The following is a 14,186-nucleotide window of genomic DNA, read 5'->3' as shown; positions in this document are numbered from 1 at the left end:
GGGGAGAGGGCTGGGGTGAGGGGCTGCGCTTGCTGCGATCTTCACAGCTTCCTCGATGTTTCTTTGCAGGCTCGTCGCGAGATTGGCCCTTCACCCCAACCCCGGATCAAGTCCGGGGCAGGCTCTCTCCCCGGAGGGGACAGGGAGTAAATGCGGACTCGCGGTGCCGCATGCGGATTTCGTCTAAAGCATCACCTAAGCGATGTCGCATCGGCAGTCGCGGCGAAACCTTTAGGCACACTGCATCACATTTTTGTGATCCATCTCGTTGCCTGTGCTCAATTTTTTTGCCTCGGATGCGCTTAAGTATTCGCGTGCGACGCCGAAAAAGTCTCCGAGGCGGTCGGCACAGCAGTTACTGGACCCCGCCGGCATGAGTACAAACTTACCGGTTCCAGGAGACTTCCATGTCACTCGTTCTCAATACCAACGTTTCTTCGCTGCAAGCTCAGAACAACCTGACGACTTCGTCCAACCAGCTGAGCACCGCCACCGAAGACTTGTCCTCGGGTCTGAAGATCAATACCGCAGCCGACAACGCTGCCGGTTATGCGATCGTCCAGAACTTCCAGACCCAGATCGGCGGCCTGAGCCAGGCCAGCCAGAACGCCACCGACGCCATCAACCTGTCGCAGACCGCGGGTTCGGCGTTGAGCCAGATCACTTCCAACCTGCAGTCGATCCGCGACCTGGCCGTGCAGGCGGCCAACGGTACGTACCAGGCATCTGACCGCCAGGCGATCAACACGACGGTTCAGCAGTACCTGTCGCAGATCAACACCATTGCCAATCAGACCAGCTTCAACGGCATCAATGTGCTGAATGGCTCGTCCAGCACCCTGTCGTTCCAGGTCGGCGCCAACGTCGGCCAGGCGATTGACGTGCAGCTCGGCCAGGGCGCCACCACCGGCCAGCTGGGTCAGATCTCGGAAATCTCCACCGGTGATATCAGCGGTGCGTTCCTGAATTCCACCGGCGGTACCGGCGCTTCGATCAGCCTCAGTGGTCTGGCGATCACCGGTGCCGACGGCAGTGCGTATACGTTCACCGGCGGCACGGCCTCGAGCGCGCAGGACGTGGTCGACGCGATCAACGCGGCGGGCATCGATGGCGTGAGCGCGGCGGTGAATGCCAGCGGCGGTATCAACATCTACTCCACCGGCGAGCTGGCGGTATCCGGCGGGGCCGTCACCGGCGCCTCGGCGGCGTCTGCCGCTAGTGGCAGCTTCAGCAACCTCACGTCCGGCGCCACGGTTACAGAGGGCGCCTCTGGCACCACCGCCATCACCGCGGGTACCGCCTATACCGACGGTTCAACCATCGACGCCAGCGGTTCGCTCTCGGGTGGCGACGTTTTGACGGTGGACGATGCCAACCAGCTGATCTCCAGCGTCGATGCGGCTCTGGCTCAGGTCAGCACGCTGGCCAGCACCTTCGGTGCGGTGCAGGACCGCTTCCAGTCCGACATCTCCACGCTGAGCGCGCAGCAAACCAACCTGACCTCGTCGCAGTCGTCGATTCAGGACACCGACTACGCCGCAGAAACCGCGGTGCTCAGTCAGGCGCAGGTGCTACAGCAGGCGGGTATCTCGGTGCTGTCCACGGCCAACTCCGAACCGCAGAACATCCTCAAGCTGCTGGGTAACTGATGAAGTACCACCGGCCATGGCGGAATCGCCATGGCCGGGATTTTGCTTAAAAGGGTTCTGGCGGCGAGTTGGCCGCCAGAAAACTTACGCGAGCGGCAGGTAAAGCGTTGACCAGACGTAAGCGTTTTACCGGCAGCTTGACGGCATGCGGCGAAGCCGCCGCATTCGGCAGGGTGATTTTGCGAGGTCTGACATGAGCAGCATTTCAAGCGTTGGAAGTAGCTCAAGCGCGATTTCCAGCGCGATTACCGGTTCGTCCTCCAGCAGCACTTCGTCGTCGAGCAGCAGCGGTTCGGACGTGGCGAACATTGCCGGTACCGGCATCCTGAGTTCGCTGGGCCTGGGCTCGGGCCTGGATGTGAGCTCGATCATCACCGCGCTGGTGAACGCGGCCGAAGCCGGCCCGCAGGCGCAGATCACCAATCAAACCAACGAAGACAACGGGCAGGTCGCTGGCCTGACCGCGCTGCAAACCGCGCTCACGGGCCTGCAGTCCGCCTTGTCCGAGCTGACCTCCAGTACGACTTATCAGACCTACACGGCGGCGTTTTCGGCCAATAGCACCTCGGCCAGCGGCGTCGGCACGGCCACTACGCTGCCTGACGCATCTCCCGGCACCTATTCCGTGGACGTCACTCAACTTGCCGCAGCGGAGACGGGCATCAGCAGCGCTTACGGCAGTGGCGCCACGGTCGGCACCGGTTCGTTGAATATCAGCATCGGCAGCAGCACGATCAATGTTCCGGTGTCGTCCTCGGATACGCTGGAAAGCATCGCCACGGATATCAACAGCGCTGCCACCAGCGGCGGCCTGGGCGTCACGGCATCCGTGGTGGCCGGCTCCAACGGCGACCAGTTGGTGCTTACCTCCAGCCAGACCGGCACCGCCAACGCCTACAGCATCAGCGCCGCCAGCGGCAGCAGCAGCGGGGTCGCGGCGTTGGCGAGTCAGCTCAGTACACCCAGCACCGCGGCGGCCAATGCCGAGCTCACCGTGGACGGCATTCCGGTCACCAGCCCCACCGACAATGTGAGCGGTGCGCTGACCGGTGTCACGTTGAATCTGACCTCCACCGGTACGTCGACTCTGACGGTCTCGCAAAGCACCGCGCCGATCACCCAGGCGGTCAACGACTTCGTCACGGCTTACAACACCTACAACAGCGAAGTGGGCGAGCTCTCCAGTTACACCGCCAGCACCGGCCAGGCGGGCGTGCTGCTCGGCGACCCGACGCTGCAGGCGATCCAGAATCAGATCTCGCAGGTGATCGGCACCACCCTCAACGGCAACAGCATCGGCAACCTGGCCACGCTGGGGATTACGCGCAATCAAGACGGCAGCCTGTCGCTGAATAGCGAGACGCTCAGCAACGACCTCAGCAGCAATCCATCGGCGGTGCAGAACCTGTTCGCCAGCACTAACGGCATCGCCACGCAGTTGAGCAGCCTGGTCACCAACTACAACAGCAGCTCCGGCATCCTGCAGACACGGATCAACGATCTGAACTCGGATGTGAGCAACCTGGCGACCCAGCAGTCGGCGCTCACCGCGCGCATGGCCACGTATCAGCAGCAGCTTGTCCAGCAATACACCAATCTGGACACGCTGATGACCTCGCTCAACAACACCAGCTCCTATCTGACCGATCTCGAGAAGCAGAGCACCAGCAGCAGTAGCTAATTTAGGGAGAAAGGACCAAGCACCATGAGCTACGCGATGCGTAATGCAAGCACGCTGTATAGCCAGACCAAGGCGCAGGGCAGCGTCGAGGGCGCTGACCGTCACCAGTTGATCGCCATGTTATTGGATGGATTGGTCGACCGGATCCACCAGGCCCGGGGCCATATCATCCACAAGGACATACCCGCCAAGGGCCACGCCTTCGCCAAGGCCATCGGCATCATCAACGAGCTGCGCCGCAGTCTGAACCACAGCATCGAACCGACGCTCACCGGTCGGCTGGACGCGCTCTACGACTACATCAGCCGCCGCCTGATCCACGCCCAGTTGCGTGATGATCTGCGCGCATTGGATGAAAGCGAGCGCCTGATCGCCCCGATTCGCGAAGCCTGGCATGCCATCCGCGGCGAATACCTGGCCGAACAAGGCCGCGTCCAGGTCAGCGAGCCATGAAGCAGGCGGCCAGCGTCGACCTGCAGCGTGCCTTGCAGATCACCATCGAAATGCTCGATGCCGCCGCCGGCAACAATTGGGATCGCGTCAGCCAGCTCGATGCCGAACGGCATCGCCAGCTGCAGCGGCGCCAAGCCGGTCCGCTGACCGGCGATGATCGCCAGGTCATCGCGACCATGCTCACGCACAACCAGACCCTGAAGGCGCATGCCGGCATCGCTCGTGCTGCGCTGAAGCAAAAACTGGATCAGCACCAACATAACCATCGAGCGCTGCGCTCTTACATTTCCTCCTCGGTATAAGGCACCGTTGCCGGCGCGACGGTAAAGCATGGGGAAACTATCGCCAGAACGCTGCGCAGATAGCATGCTTGCGGCAGGCAAGAACCGTTGTCGCCCAGGGCCGCCGCCGTGGCACGCGTTGTGAATGAAGCAACACGTGCCGCCGGTATTCCGTCACGGCGGCGCAAGGAGCAGATTCATGCACACCGATGAAAAATGGCAGCAATTCAACGAGCGGATGGCGTTCGAAGGCGGCATGCACGTGGCGGTCGACGCCTTCGATGCCGCGCCCGACGCCATCGCGCGCTACAACGAGCGCAATCTGCATATCCTGCGCACGCTGGCCTCACTGGACGAGCGCCGCAGCGAAAACGGCATGGATGTCGATGACCCCATCATGCTGGAATTGCAGCGCATGGATAGCAAGATCAATGTCTTGCTCGACATCGTCGACCGCCTGTTGGTGCCGGTTTCCATGCTGCCGGCGCGTCACCCGGTCCGTTTCAATGCGGCAGGCATCGTGCTGCCGGAAAGCCTGCTCGTTTCCGACCAATCGCTGCTGGTGCGACTGCATGTCGACACCTGCCGTGCACTGCCACTGGAGCTTCCGTCCCGGCTCGGTCGCAAATTGAACGATGGCCATGCGTTCGTTTATTTTTGCGATGTGAATGAATTGGTGGAGGATGGCTTGGAACGTTTCGTTTTTTGCCACCACCGCCGAAAAGTGGCCGAGGCTCGCTTGACCGCCGCGACGGAAAGCGTGTCGGGCGGCAAGAACAGAGCGTGACGCATCAATGTCGAATTCCCTCTGCATGGAATGGATCAGAGCATCCTAATTCCCTTTGTAATTTGGATTGGGCGTGAATTTCCCCGCTTTATCGAAGGCGCCGACCACGGACGTGCCGGGGATATCTGTACCGTAATTGATTTCCCATGGCAGTAATTTTATCCGCGTATCACCAGGATGCTCCTGCAAATGACGGTTCGCATAAAGGTGAAAGCCTTCCAGATTTCTTCCGTCGATAACAAAGGTGTGCCCACCCTTGTTTCCTCCGTAATAAAAAGCTCCCGCTCCGGCGCGTTGGTAAAATGCCGAGGTGGATATGCCCATGCCGTCGGGATCCAACGCATCTTTGCCACCGCCAAATCCGCCGCGAAAACCATTGACTTGGTTGATGTCGGTAATCGGCGTGCGTAATTTGAATCCATCTTGGAAAATCACTTCCCGCGGGCGCATATCTCCACGAAAGACCATGCCCTTATAGACATAGCCCTTGTCACCGCCCACGTAGTTTATTGATTGAGTACTGTCGACAAGTTTCTGCGCCTCTTGCGGGGTGGTCTGGTCCGAAAATGCAAGCTGCTTTGAGAATACGGGGCCGCCACCTTCGACCCCTCGTCGCCGCCAGTTTCCCGCCTCGTCCGGCTTGGCGATAATTCCACTGCTGACCAGCTCCGATGACTTTTCCGGGTTTGGCATGCGCAGCAGATAAAATCCGTCGGCCGTGTCGGGCGCGTTAGCGGCGAAATACTCCTTTCCATTGAATTGAACGTTTTGCATGTCTGGAAACGACGTTGATGGATCTGTGGTGTTCGACGTGTCGCTCCCCGCTTTGACTTCTTTCTTTTCCTTTTCCTGGGATACGGGCGAGTCCTGGGGGCCGGATGATTTGTCCGGCTGAGCTGCAGGGCTTTTTAGCGCCGTCTTCAGCTGCTGAGATAAATCTTGCAGGTCGTCAACGGTTAAGGGTCTACCCTTGGCTGTGTTCTGCAGTCCAACCAGGGTGCCCCCTATCGCTTGCAGGATGGCGCCCTTGGGGCCAGTGCCGAGTGATAAGACATTCGTGATCTGCGACCCGATTTGTTTTGCCTGGTCGATCTTCTCGGGGGAGCCGCCGTCAACGGTCACAATTTGTTTGGCAAGTTCCCCAAATGGGTCTTTGAGGGAGGTGCCCAATTGACCTAGGAATTCATCGAGGCTGTAGTTCGAATAGTCTGTGCGGATGCCGACAGGTGATTGGATCGGTGTTCGGGCAACGACGGTGCCGTCCCCATCGGTATGAGTATCTGCGCCGTTCTCATGGTTCCAGTAGCTTTTGCTGTTGGATCCGGTATCTCTCTTTGTTCGATCATGACCCGAGGTTTGGGCGTAAGCATGCACGCCATCGTCGAAGGGGGCGGTGGGTATGATCGAATACGGGCGTATGCCCGGCGAGGATTCCTTGGGCCCGGCAATGGAAGGGGCGGTGGCGGCCGGTATGAGCGGCGACAGGTCGTTGGTGATGGAAGACATCAATGGTTCCTGCAATCAACATCAGCCATCGATTCTCACAATGCCGTGCCGTAACAAGGTGTTACTTCGGCAACACCCCCTTCATGGCGCACGCCGTGGCAGCAAGATCAACGTCTTGCTGAAAGTGGCTGACGGACGAGGAGTGAGTGGAGAGGAGTGAGTAGTGAGAGAAAAGCAAAAGACCCACGGCTGCCTTTCTCTCATTACTCACTCCTAGTTCCTCTCTCCTAGGAGTTCCTCTCTCCTAGGAGGCGATTCATTGCTGACGTGATCCTGTGCCGACACTCGCCGCGCTCTGCCGCATGGGCATGCATCACGGTTTGGATGCCAACAGAGCGACGACCATGCGTTCGTTTATTTTTGCGATGTGAATGAATTGGTCGAGGATGGGTTGGAACGTTTCGTTTTTTGTCACCACCGCCGAAAAGTGGCAGAGGCTCGTTTGACGGCCTCGGCGGACAATGTGTCGGGTATCAAGAACAGAGTGTGATTCACATCACGCAATCGGATATCCAAAGTGACAAGTTTTTGCCTCGCATACGTATGCAAACGGTTGGCTTGACGCCTGAACCGGCTTGGCGAGCGGTCGATCTGCTCGATCTAAACCCTTGATAACTGACGGTTCTTTGATCCGCCAAATCTGTGCATCCATCGAGATATGGAGCGCGAAGTGCGTCACGAAACAGGCGGAGTGACGCGACGGAACACCAACTTCTTGGCGTTCTTCTTGCTGCGTGGACACACGTGTCACGACGGATAGCTGACACACAGGGGGCAACGCGACTTGGGACGGGGAATCGTCGTTGTTCGACAGCAGTGGTCGTAACGCAGCAGGACTCGCTCATGCCAAACAGCAACGTACTCATTATCGAATCAAACGGGACTCGCGCCGATATCATTACTTCGGCGCTGCAATTCATGGGTTACATCCCTCAGCGTTGGGATGCTTCGCAACCGTCCGATTCGATCACGCACGATTGGCGTGCGGTCTACGTTGGGGGGATCGAAGACGACGAACTTTGCGAACAGGCCCTGGCCTCGCTCGACATGCCGCCGGACCAGCTGCTGGTGCTGGTCGGGGCCGATTCACCGCAACTGTCACGCATGACCCAGGGCGGCTCGCCCTATGCCGCGCAGCTGGAAGTGCTGGATTTCCCACTCCGCTACGAGCGCCTGGCTGAGGCCGTGCGCCGCGCGCCGACGCCGCGGGTGGCGCCGAGCGCCGCACCCCTGCGCCTGGTCGGCGGCTCCACCGCCATGGGGCGCGTCAATGCATTGATCCGTCAGGTTTCTCCGTTTGATTCCAGCGTGCTGGTACTGGGCGAATCCGGTACCGGCAAAGAGATGGTGGCGCGGGCCATCCACGATTGCTCTCCGCGTCGCGACAAGCCCTTCGTGGCGATCAACTGCGGCGCGATTCCCGCCGAGCTGCTGGAAAGCGAGTTGTTCGGACATGAAAAGGGCGCGTTCACCGGCGCCATCAGCACCCGCAAAGGCCGCTTTGAAATGGCCGAGGGCGGCACCCTGTTCCTCGACGAAATCGGTGACATGAGCCTGCCGATGCAAGTGAAGCTGCTGCGCGTGCTGCAAGAACGCATGTACGAGCGCGTCGGCAGCAACCGTACGCAACGTTGCGACGTGCGCATCATTGCCGCCACCCACCGCAATCTTGAAGTGGCCACCGCTGAAGGCCGCTTCCGCGAAGACCTTTACTATCGCCTCAGCGTGTTCCCGCTGGAGATGCCCGCCCTGCGCGAGCATTTGGATGACATGCCGGAGCTGATCAACGAATTCAACCAGCGCCTGCAGCGCCGCGGACTCAATACCGTGCGCTTTAGCAGCAGCGCGATGCAGGCGCTGCGCCAGCACACCTGGCCGGGCAATGTGCGCGAGCTGTCCAACCTGGTCGAGCGGCTGGCGATCCTCTATCCCAACAGTGAGGTGCGTGCGGGCGACCTGCCGGAAAAATATCGCGGCATGCAGCCGATCGATGAAGCCGGCGGCGGCATCCTGCGCGCCATGCTGGACGGCCAGGCCAAGCCCGCGCCGGTGCAAGGCCGTTCCGCGCTGGATACCGAAGTACTGTTGCCCGAAGGCGGCGTCGATCTGAAGGATCATCTCGCCGATATCGAAGTAGGCCTGATCCGCCAGGCGCTCGACATCACCGACGGTGTAGTGGCGCACGCGGCGAAACTGCTGCACATGCAGCGCACCACGCTGGTCGAAAAACTGCGCAAGTACGGTTTGCAGTCGTGCGCCCGCGCCAACGATGCGTCTGCGCAGAGTGGCACGGCCGTTGCTTGAAGCACCTCAAAGCCTATCAAGCGTTGGAAAACCGACATGAGCCAGTTTGACGTCAACAGTGTGCTCTCCCAGATGCGTGCCCTTGGTGCGCAAGCAAGCGGAGCATTGCCCACCGCAGCGCCGTCATCCGCCTCGGGTGCCGCGCCGAACGTGGATTTCAGCACCCTGTTCAAGCAATCCATCAATGCCGTGGCCTCGCAGCAGAACGAAGCGCAGGCGCAGTCCGATGCTTTCGACCGTGGCGATCCGGGTGCCGACATCGTCAAGACATCGATTGCCGGCCAGAAAGCGGACCTGGCATTCCGTGGCCTGGTCGAAATCCGCAACAAGCTCACGGATGCATACACCACGATCATGAACATGCCCGTGTAAAAGAGCGCAAGGTCAAGCGAGGGGAGCGAGAAACAGGAGATCGAACACTTTTGCCTTTGCCGTTGCTCATCGTCTCTCACTTCTCACTCCTCTCCCCTCACTCCTAGAAAGCCATGGCCGAAAACACGGTAGCCACCACCAACAACGCGACGCGCATGGACTCGCTCAAGAGTCTGTTGAGCAATCCGATGACGCGTTTGCTGCTCTTGCTGGTCGGCGTTGCGGCAGCCGTGGCCTTGGGCGTGGCGATCGTGTTGTGGTCCCGCGGTCCCAACTTCGCCTTGCTGTATGCGGGACTCGATCCGAAAGATGCGGCCGCGGTCACCCAGGCCTTGCAGACCAGCAACACCCCGTACCGCCTTGGTGCGGACGGCGCGTCGATTTCCGTACCCGCCGATGTGCTGGCGGACACCCGCCTGCGTCTGGCCAGCCAGGGCCTGCCGCAAGGCAGCACCGCCGGGGCCACCATGCCGCAGAGCGATTCGCCGTTCGGCATGAGCGATCTGGCCGAAAGCACGCACTACCAGGAAATGCTCGAAACCGATCTGGGCAACACCATCGCCGGTCTGCAATTCGTGCGTGCCGCACGCGTGCACCTGGCCTTGCCCAAGCCGTCGGCCTTTATCCGCGATAACCACCCGGCCAGCGCCTCGGTGCTGTTGACGCTTTATCCGGGCCGCCAGCTCGACAGCAGCCAGGTCGCCGCCATCGTGCACCTGGTCTCGTCCAGCGTGCCGGACCTGGATCCCACGCAGGTGTCGGTAGTCGATCAGCAAGGCAATTTGTTGACCAATTCCGATCCCGACAGTCCCGGCGCGGTAGGCGATACGCGCATGCGCCTGGCGACGCGCATGGAAAACAGCTACGCGCAACGCATCGAAGACCTGCTGACCCCGCTGGTCGGACAAGGACGCGTGCGTGCACAGGTCGATGTCGATCTGGATTTCAGCCAGACTGAAAAAGCCAGCGAAAGCTACGACAGCGCCAACCCGGCTCTGCGCAGCGAACAAACCAGCACCGAACAGAAGCAGGACGACGCGGCCGGCGGCGTTGCCGGTGCGCTTAGCAACCAGCCGCCGAACACGGTCGCACAACCGACTGCCGCCAAGCCGAATGCCGGTACGCCCCCGGCGGCGAATCCCACGACGGCGACTGCGGCGAACACTTCCAAGAACACCCCGACCGACAGCTCATCCAGCTCCACGCGCAACTACGAACTGGGTCGCACCATCAGTCATGTAAGCGATCCAGCCGGCCGCCTGGTGCGTCTGACCGTAGCCGTGGTGGTCGACAACATGCCCGCGCCGGATGGCAAGGGCAAGAGCATTCCGCTCACCACGCAGGAACTGCAACACCTGACCGATCTCACCAAGAATGTCGTGGGCTTCGACGCGCAACGCGGTGACAGCGTCAGCGTGATCAATCAGGCGTTCTCCGCTCCGCCGGTCGACGATACGCCGGTGAGCGAGCCGTTCTGGCAGCGCCCGGGCATGCTCGACCTGATCAAGCAAGGCGCCGGCATCCTGATTGCGCTGCTGATTGCCTTCGGTCTGTTGAAGCCAATGCTCAAGGGCCTGTTGCGCGCGCCGGAACCGATGCCGGCGCTGGCCGGCCCGATCCCCACCGTGTCGGTGCGCATCAACGACGACGATCGCGACGAACGCGAAGACAAGGTGCGCATCACCTCACCACAGATTCAGAGCATGGCGTACGAGCAGAAGATCGGTCTGGCGCGCAAGCTCGTGCAGGAAAACCCCAAGCAAGTGGCACAGGTTGTGATGAACTGGGTAGGCGACGATGGCGGCTGAGCAAGGCAGTCTTCTCAGCGGCGCACAGCGCGCGGCCATCCTGTTGCTGACGCTCGGCGAACAGGATGCGGCTGAAGTGCTCAAGCACCTGAGCGCGCGCGACGTGCAAGCCGTCGGCACGGCAATGGCGACATTGACCAATGTTTCGCGCGATCAGGTCGAGGTCGTGCTCAACCGCCTCAACGACGACATCGGCCGTCAGACGGCGCTTGGCGTCGGCACCGAGGAATACATTCGCAAGATGCTGGTCAACGCGTTGGGCGAAACCAAGGCCGGCAGCCTGATCGACCGCATCCTGCTCGGCCGCTCCACCAAGGGGCTGGAATCGCTGAAGTGGATGGAAAGCCGCGCCATTGCCGAGATGATCGGCATGGAACATCCGCAGATCATCGCGTTGGTGCTGGCGCATCTGGAACCCGACCAGGCTGCCGAGGTGATCGGCTACCTGCCGGCACGCACGCGCAGCGATGCGGTGATGCGCATCGCCAACCTCGACGGTGTACAGCCGCAGGCGCTGAATGAACTGGACGAGATTATGGAGCGCCAATTCTCCGGCACCTCGTCCAAGCTCAAGTCCGCCACCGTCGGGGGTCTGAAGGCGGCGGCGAACATCCTCAATGCGATGGAAACCTCGCGCGAAACCGAGCTGATGAGCGCCATCCGCAGCCAGGACGCCAGCCTCAGCAACAAGATCGAAGAGCTGATGTTCGTGTTCGAAGATCTCGCAGAGCTCGACGACCGCAGCATGCAGACACTGTTGCGCGAAGTGCCGTCGGCGCGCCTGATCGTGGCGTTGAAGGGTTCGGAACCGGCTGTGCGCGAAAAGATCTTCGCCAACATGTCCAAGCGCGCCGCCGACATGCTGCGCGACGACCTGGAAGTGAAAGGCCCGGTCAAGCTCAGCGAAGTGGATGCCGCACAGAAAGAAGTGCTCGGCATTGCACGCAAGCTGGCGGATGCGGGGCAGATCAGCCTTACCGCCAGCGGCGATGAGTTTGTGTGATGGCGAGCGTTACTTTCCAGCTCCCTCAAACCAAATCTCCCTCTCCCCTTCGGGGAGAGGGTCGGGGTGAGGGGCCGCGCTTGCCTCGCACTCCACGCTCATGTTGTGGTGCCTTCTCGATCTCCAGCGCAGCAACAAAGTCTGCCGCGAGGTTGCCCCCTCACCCCGCCCCTCTCCCCTCCGGGGAGAGGGAGTTTAATTTTGAGCGTGAGGTGCACTGATGCCCGGCGTCCTCTCCCGCGAAACCATCTCCATCTACGACCGCTGGGAACCACCCATCGTCGGCGCCGCGCCTGCCGCGGAACCTGATCCGGAGCCCGCTGCACCGCCAGGCCCCACTATTTTCGAACTCGAGGAAATCGAACGCCAGGCACGCGAAGAAGGCTACGCCGCCGGACTTGCCGAAGGCCGTGCCGCCGCGAAACAGGAACTGGACGAACGCCTGGCGCGATTCGATGCCATCTGCGCCGCTGCCGCGCGTCCGCTGATCCAGTTCGACGATGCCACCGAGCGTGAGCTGGCCTTGCTTGCCACGGTCATCGCGCAACGCGTAGTCGGCCGCGAACTGCAGCTCGATCCCTCGTTGATCGAGCTGACTGTGCGTCAGGCCGCGGCGGCCTTGCCTTCCGCCACGCGCGAGTTGCGTGTGTGGGTCAATCCCGGCGACCTGGACCTGCTGCATCAGCTTGGTGCGGCGGAAACCCATTGGCGTTTTGGCGCGAATCCCGCCTTAAACCGTGGCGACTGCGTGCTGGAAAGCCAACGTTCGCGCCTCGATGCGCGTGTCTCGACGCGGCTTGCGGCTGTCGTCGATGCCGTGTTGGGCGACGATCTGGATGACGGCGAAGAAGAGGTTTCTGCGTGAACCCCGAAGCGGCGACGCAGGCACGGCAGCAACGCTGGCGACAGCAGCTGGCACGCCGTGCGCAGCGTGCGCATGCCGCGTCGATGTTGACCGTGGAAGGACGTCTGCGCCGCGTGGTCGGACTCACGCTGGAGGCCGAAGGCTGCGAAGCGCCGCTGGGTTCACGCTGTCTGGTCGATGCGGCCGATGGCACGCAGCTGGATACCGAAGTGGTCGGTTTTGCCGACGAACGCCTGTTGTTGATGCCGGTCACCGAAATGCATGGCGTGTTGCCCAATGCACGCGTGCGGCCTTGCTCGCGTATCGGCGGCTTGCCGGTCGGTGAAGCTTTGCTGGGACGCGTCGTAGGCGCAGACGGTGTGCCGCTGGATGGCGAAGGTCCGCTCGGTGCGGACAGTCACGCCGCACTCAAGCGCGAACCGATCAACCCGATGGCGCGCAAACCGATCGACACCCCGCTGGATACCGGCGTGCGCGCGATCAATGCCTTGCTGACCGTTGGCCGTGGCCAGCGTATCGGCCTGTTCGCCGGTTCCGGCGTGGGCAAATCCACTTTGCTCGGCATGATGACGCGTTACACCGATGCTGACGTGGTGGTGGTCGGGCTGATTGGCGAGCGCGGCCGCGAAGTAAAGGAATTCGTCGAGCAGACGCTGGGCCATGAAGGGCGCGAGCGCGCCGTGATCGTCGCCGCGCCGGCCGACGCACCGCCCTTGAAGCGTCTGCGCGGTGCGCAATACGCCACGGCGATCGCCGAGTGGTTCCGTGATCGCGGCCAGCGCGTGTTGCTGTTGATGGATTCGTTGACGCGTTATGCACAAGCCCAGCGCGAGATTGCGTTGGCGATCGGCGAGCCGCCGGCGACCAAGGGTTATCCGCCCTCGGTCTTCGCCTTGCTGCCCGCGCTGGTCGAGCGCGCCGGCAACGATGCGGAAGGGCGCGGTTCAATCACCGCGTTCTACACCGTGCTCACCGAAGGCGATGACCATCGCCATGATCCTATCGCCGACGCGTCGCGTGCGATTCTGGACGGCCATATCGTGTTGTCGCGTGATTTGGCCGAAGCCGGCCATTACCCCGCCATCGATATTGAGGCCTCGATCAGCCGTGTCATGCCCGCCGTAGTCAGCAAGGAACAGATGCGCGCCGCGCAGCGCTTCCGGCAGATCTATTCGGCCTACAGCCAGCGTAAAGACCTGATCGCGGTCGGCGCCTATCAAAAAGGCTCGGATCCGCAAGTCGACCAGGCCATCGCCATGTGGCCACGCCTGGCCCGCTTCCTCCAGCAGGAGGTCGATGAGCCGATGGCGCTGCGCTCGGCGCAGGAGCGCCTGGCGGAACTCGTAGGGAAGGACGAGAAGTGAGTGGAGAGGAGTGAGAAGTGAGAGAAAAGCTTGACAGCCCGCAGCACTCTGAAAAGCCCTTGAGTCAGGTTGGCTCCGCAGGGGCTTTCCCGAAGGCTTCAGCCCCCGAGCTC

At 61.5% G+C, this 14,186-nt stretch carries 12 protein-coding genes; 11 read left to right on the top strand and 1 reads right to left on the bottom strand.

The annotated features are described in order from the left end of the window. Positions 1–407 precede the first annotated feature (407 nt). The 5 genes from ISP19_RS13150 (at position 408) to ISP19_RS13130 (ending at position 4,851) form a co-directional block, all read left to right on the top strand. Entirely contained in the window at positions 408–1,649 is a 1,242-nt protein-coding gene (locus tag ISP19_RS13150; protein ID WP_204682837.1) for a flagellin N-terminal helical domain-containing protein, read from the top strand. A 193-nt stretch (positions 1,650–1,842) separates the two neighbouring features. Then, the gene (gene fliD / locus ISP19_RS13145) at positions 1,843–3,330 is read left to right on the top strand and encodes a flagellar filament capping protein FliD (RefSeq protein ID WP_239556777.1); all 1,488 of its coding nucleotides are present in this window, start codon (positions 1,843–1,845) and stop codon (positions 3,328–3,330) included. Positions 3,331–3,354: 24 nt separating this feature from the next. Next, complete coding sequence (fliS, locus tag ISP19_RS13140; protein ID WP_204682835.1) at positions 3,355–3,783, top strand: flagellar export chaperone FliS; 429 nt, start codon at positions 3,355–3,357, stop codon at positions 3,781–3,783. Next, complete coding sequence (locus tag ISP19_RS13135) at positions 3,780–4,085, top strand: flagellar protein FliT (protein WP_204682834.1); 306 nt, start codon at positions 3,780–3,782, stop codon at positions 4,083–4,085. Before fliS ends, ISP19_RS13135 begins: the two co-directional genes overlap by 4 nt. A gap of 178 nt (positions 4,086–4,263) precedes the next feature. Then, a complete protein-coding gene (locus tag ISP19_RS13130; RefSeq protein WP_204682833.1) occupies positions 4,264–4,851 on the top strand; it encodes a PilZ domain-containing protein in 588 nt (195 codons plus the stop codon). Positions 4,852–4,896: 45 nt separating this feature from the next. Here ISP19_RS13130 and ISP19_RS13125 read toward each other — a convergent pair whose 3' ends face one another. Next, a complete protein-coding gene (locus ISP19_RS13125; RefSeq protein WP_204682832.1) occupies positions 4,897–6,357 on the bottom strand; it encodes a hypothetical protein in 1,461 nt (486 codons plus the stop codon). A gap of 843 nt (positions 6,358–7,200) precedes the next feature. On the opposite strand from ISP19_RS13125, the gene ISP19_RS13120 reads away from it, so the two are divergent. The 6 genes from ISP19_RS13120 (at position 7,201) to fliI (ending at position 14,073) form a co-directional block, all read left to right on the top strand. Continuing rightward, the gene (locus tag ISP19_RS13120) at positions 7,201–8,661 is read left to right on the top strand and encodes a sigma-54 dependent transcriptional regulator (protein WP_204682831.1); all 1,461 of its coding nucleotides are present in this window, start codon (positions 7,201–7,203) and stop codon (positions 8,659–8,661) included. 36 nt (positions 8,662–8,697) lie between these two features. Then, positions 8,698–9,033, top strand: coding sequence for a flagellar hook-basal body complex protein FliE (fliE, locus tag ISP19_RS13115; protein ID WP_204682830.1), 336 nt, complete (start codon positions 8,698–8,700; stop codon positions 9,031–9,033). 113 nt (positions 9,034–9,146) lie between these two features. After that, positions 9,147–10,841: a flagellar basal-body MS-ring/collar protein FliF gene (gene fliF, locus ISP19_RS13110; RefSeq protein ID WP_204682829.1), complete on the top strand. Its 1,695-nt coding sequence runs from the start codon at positions 9,147–9,149 to the stop codon at positions 10,839–10,841. Continuing rightward, the gene (gene fliG, locus ISP19_RS13105) at positions 10,831–11,844 is read left to right on the top strand and encodes a flagellar motor switch protein FliG (protein ID WP_204682828.1); all 1,014 of its coding nucleotides are present in this window, start codon (positions 10,831–10,833) and stop codon (positions 11,842–11,844) included. Before fliF ends, fliG begins: the two co-directional genes overlap by 11 nt. A gap of 220 nt (positions 11,845–12,064) precedes the next feature. Beyond that, the gene (locus tag ISP19_RS13100) at positions 12,065–12,709 is read left to right on the top strand and encodes a FliH/SctL family protein (protein WP_204682827.1); all 645 of its coding nucleotides are present in this window, start codon (positions 12,065–12,067) and stop codon (positions 12,707–12,709) included. After that, positions 12,706–14,073 (top strand): flagellar protein export ATPase FliI, encoded by a 1,368-nt coding sequence (fliI, locus tag ISP19_RS13095; RefSeq protein ID WP_204682826.1) that lies wholly within the window; start codon positions 12,706–12,708, stop codon positions 14,071–14,073. The genes ISP19_RS13100 and fliI overlap by 4 nt, the downstream gene beginning before the upstream one ends. The last annotated feature ends 113 nt before the right edge of the window (positions 14,074–14,186 follow it).

The sequence above is a fragment of the Dyella flava genome, from assembly GCF_016904955.1.
Lineage (GTDB): Bacteria > Pseudomonadota > Gammaproteobacteria > Xanthomonadales > Rhodanobacteraceae > Dyella_B > Dyella_B flava.
Note: the sequence above shows the minus strand (reverse complement) of the source record. Positions and strands in the feature narration are given on the sequence as shown.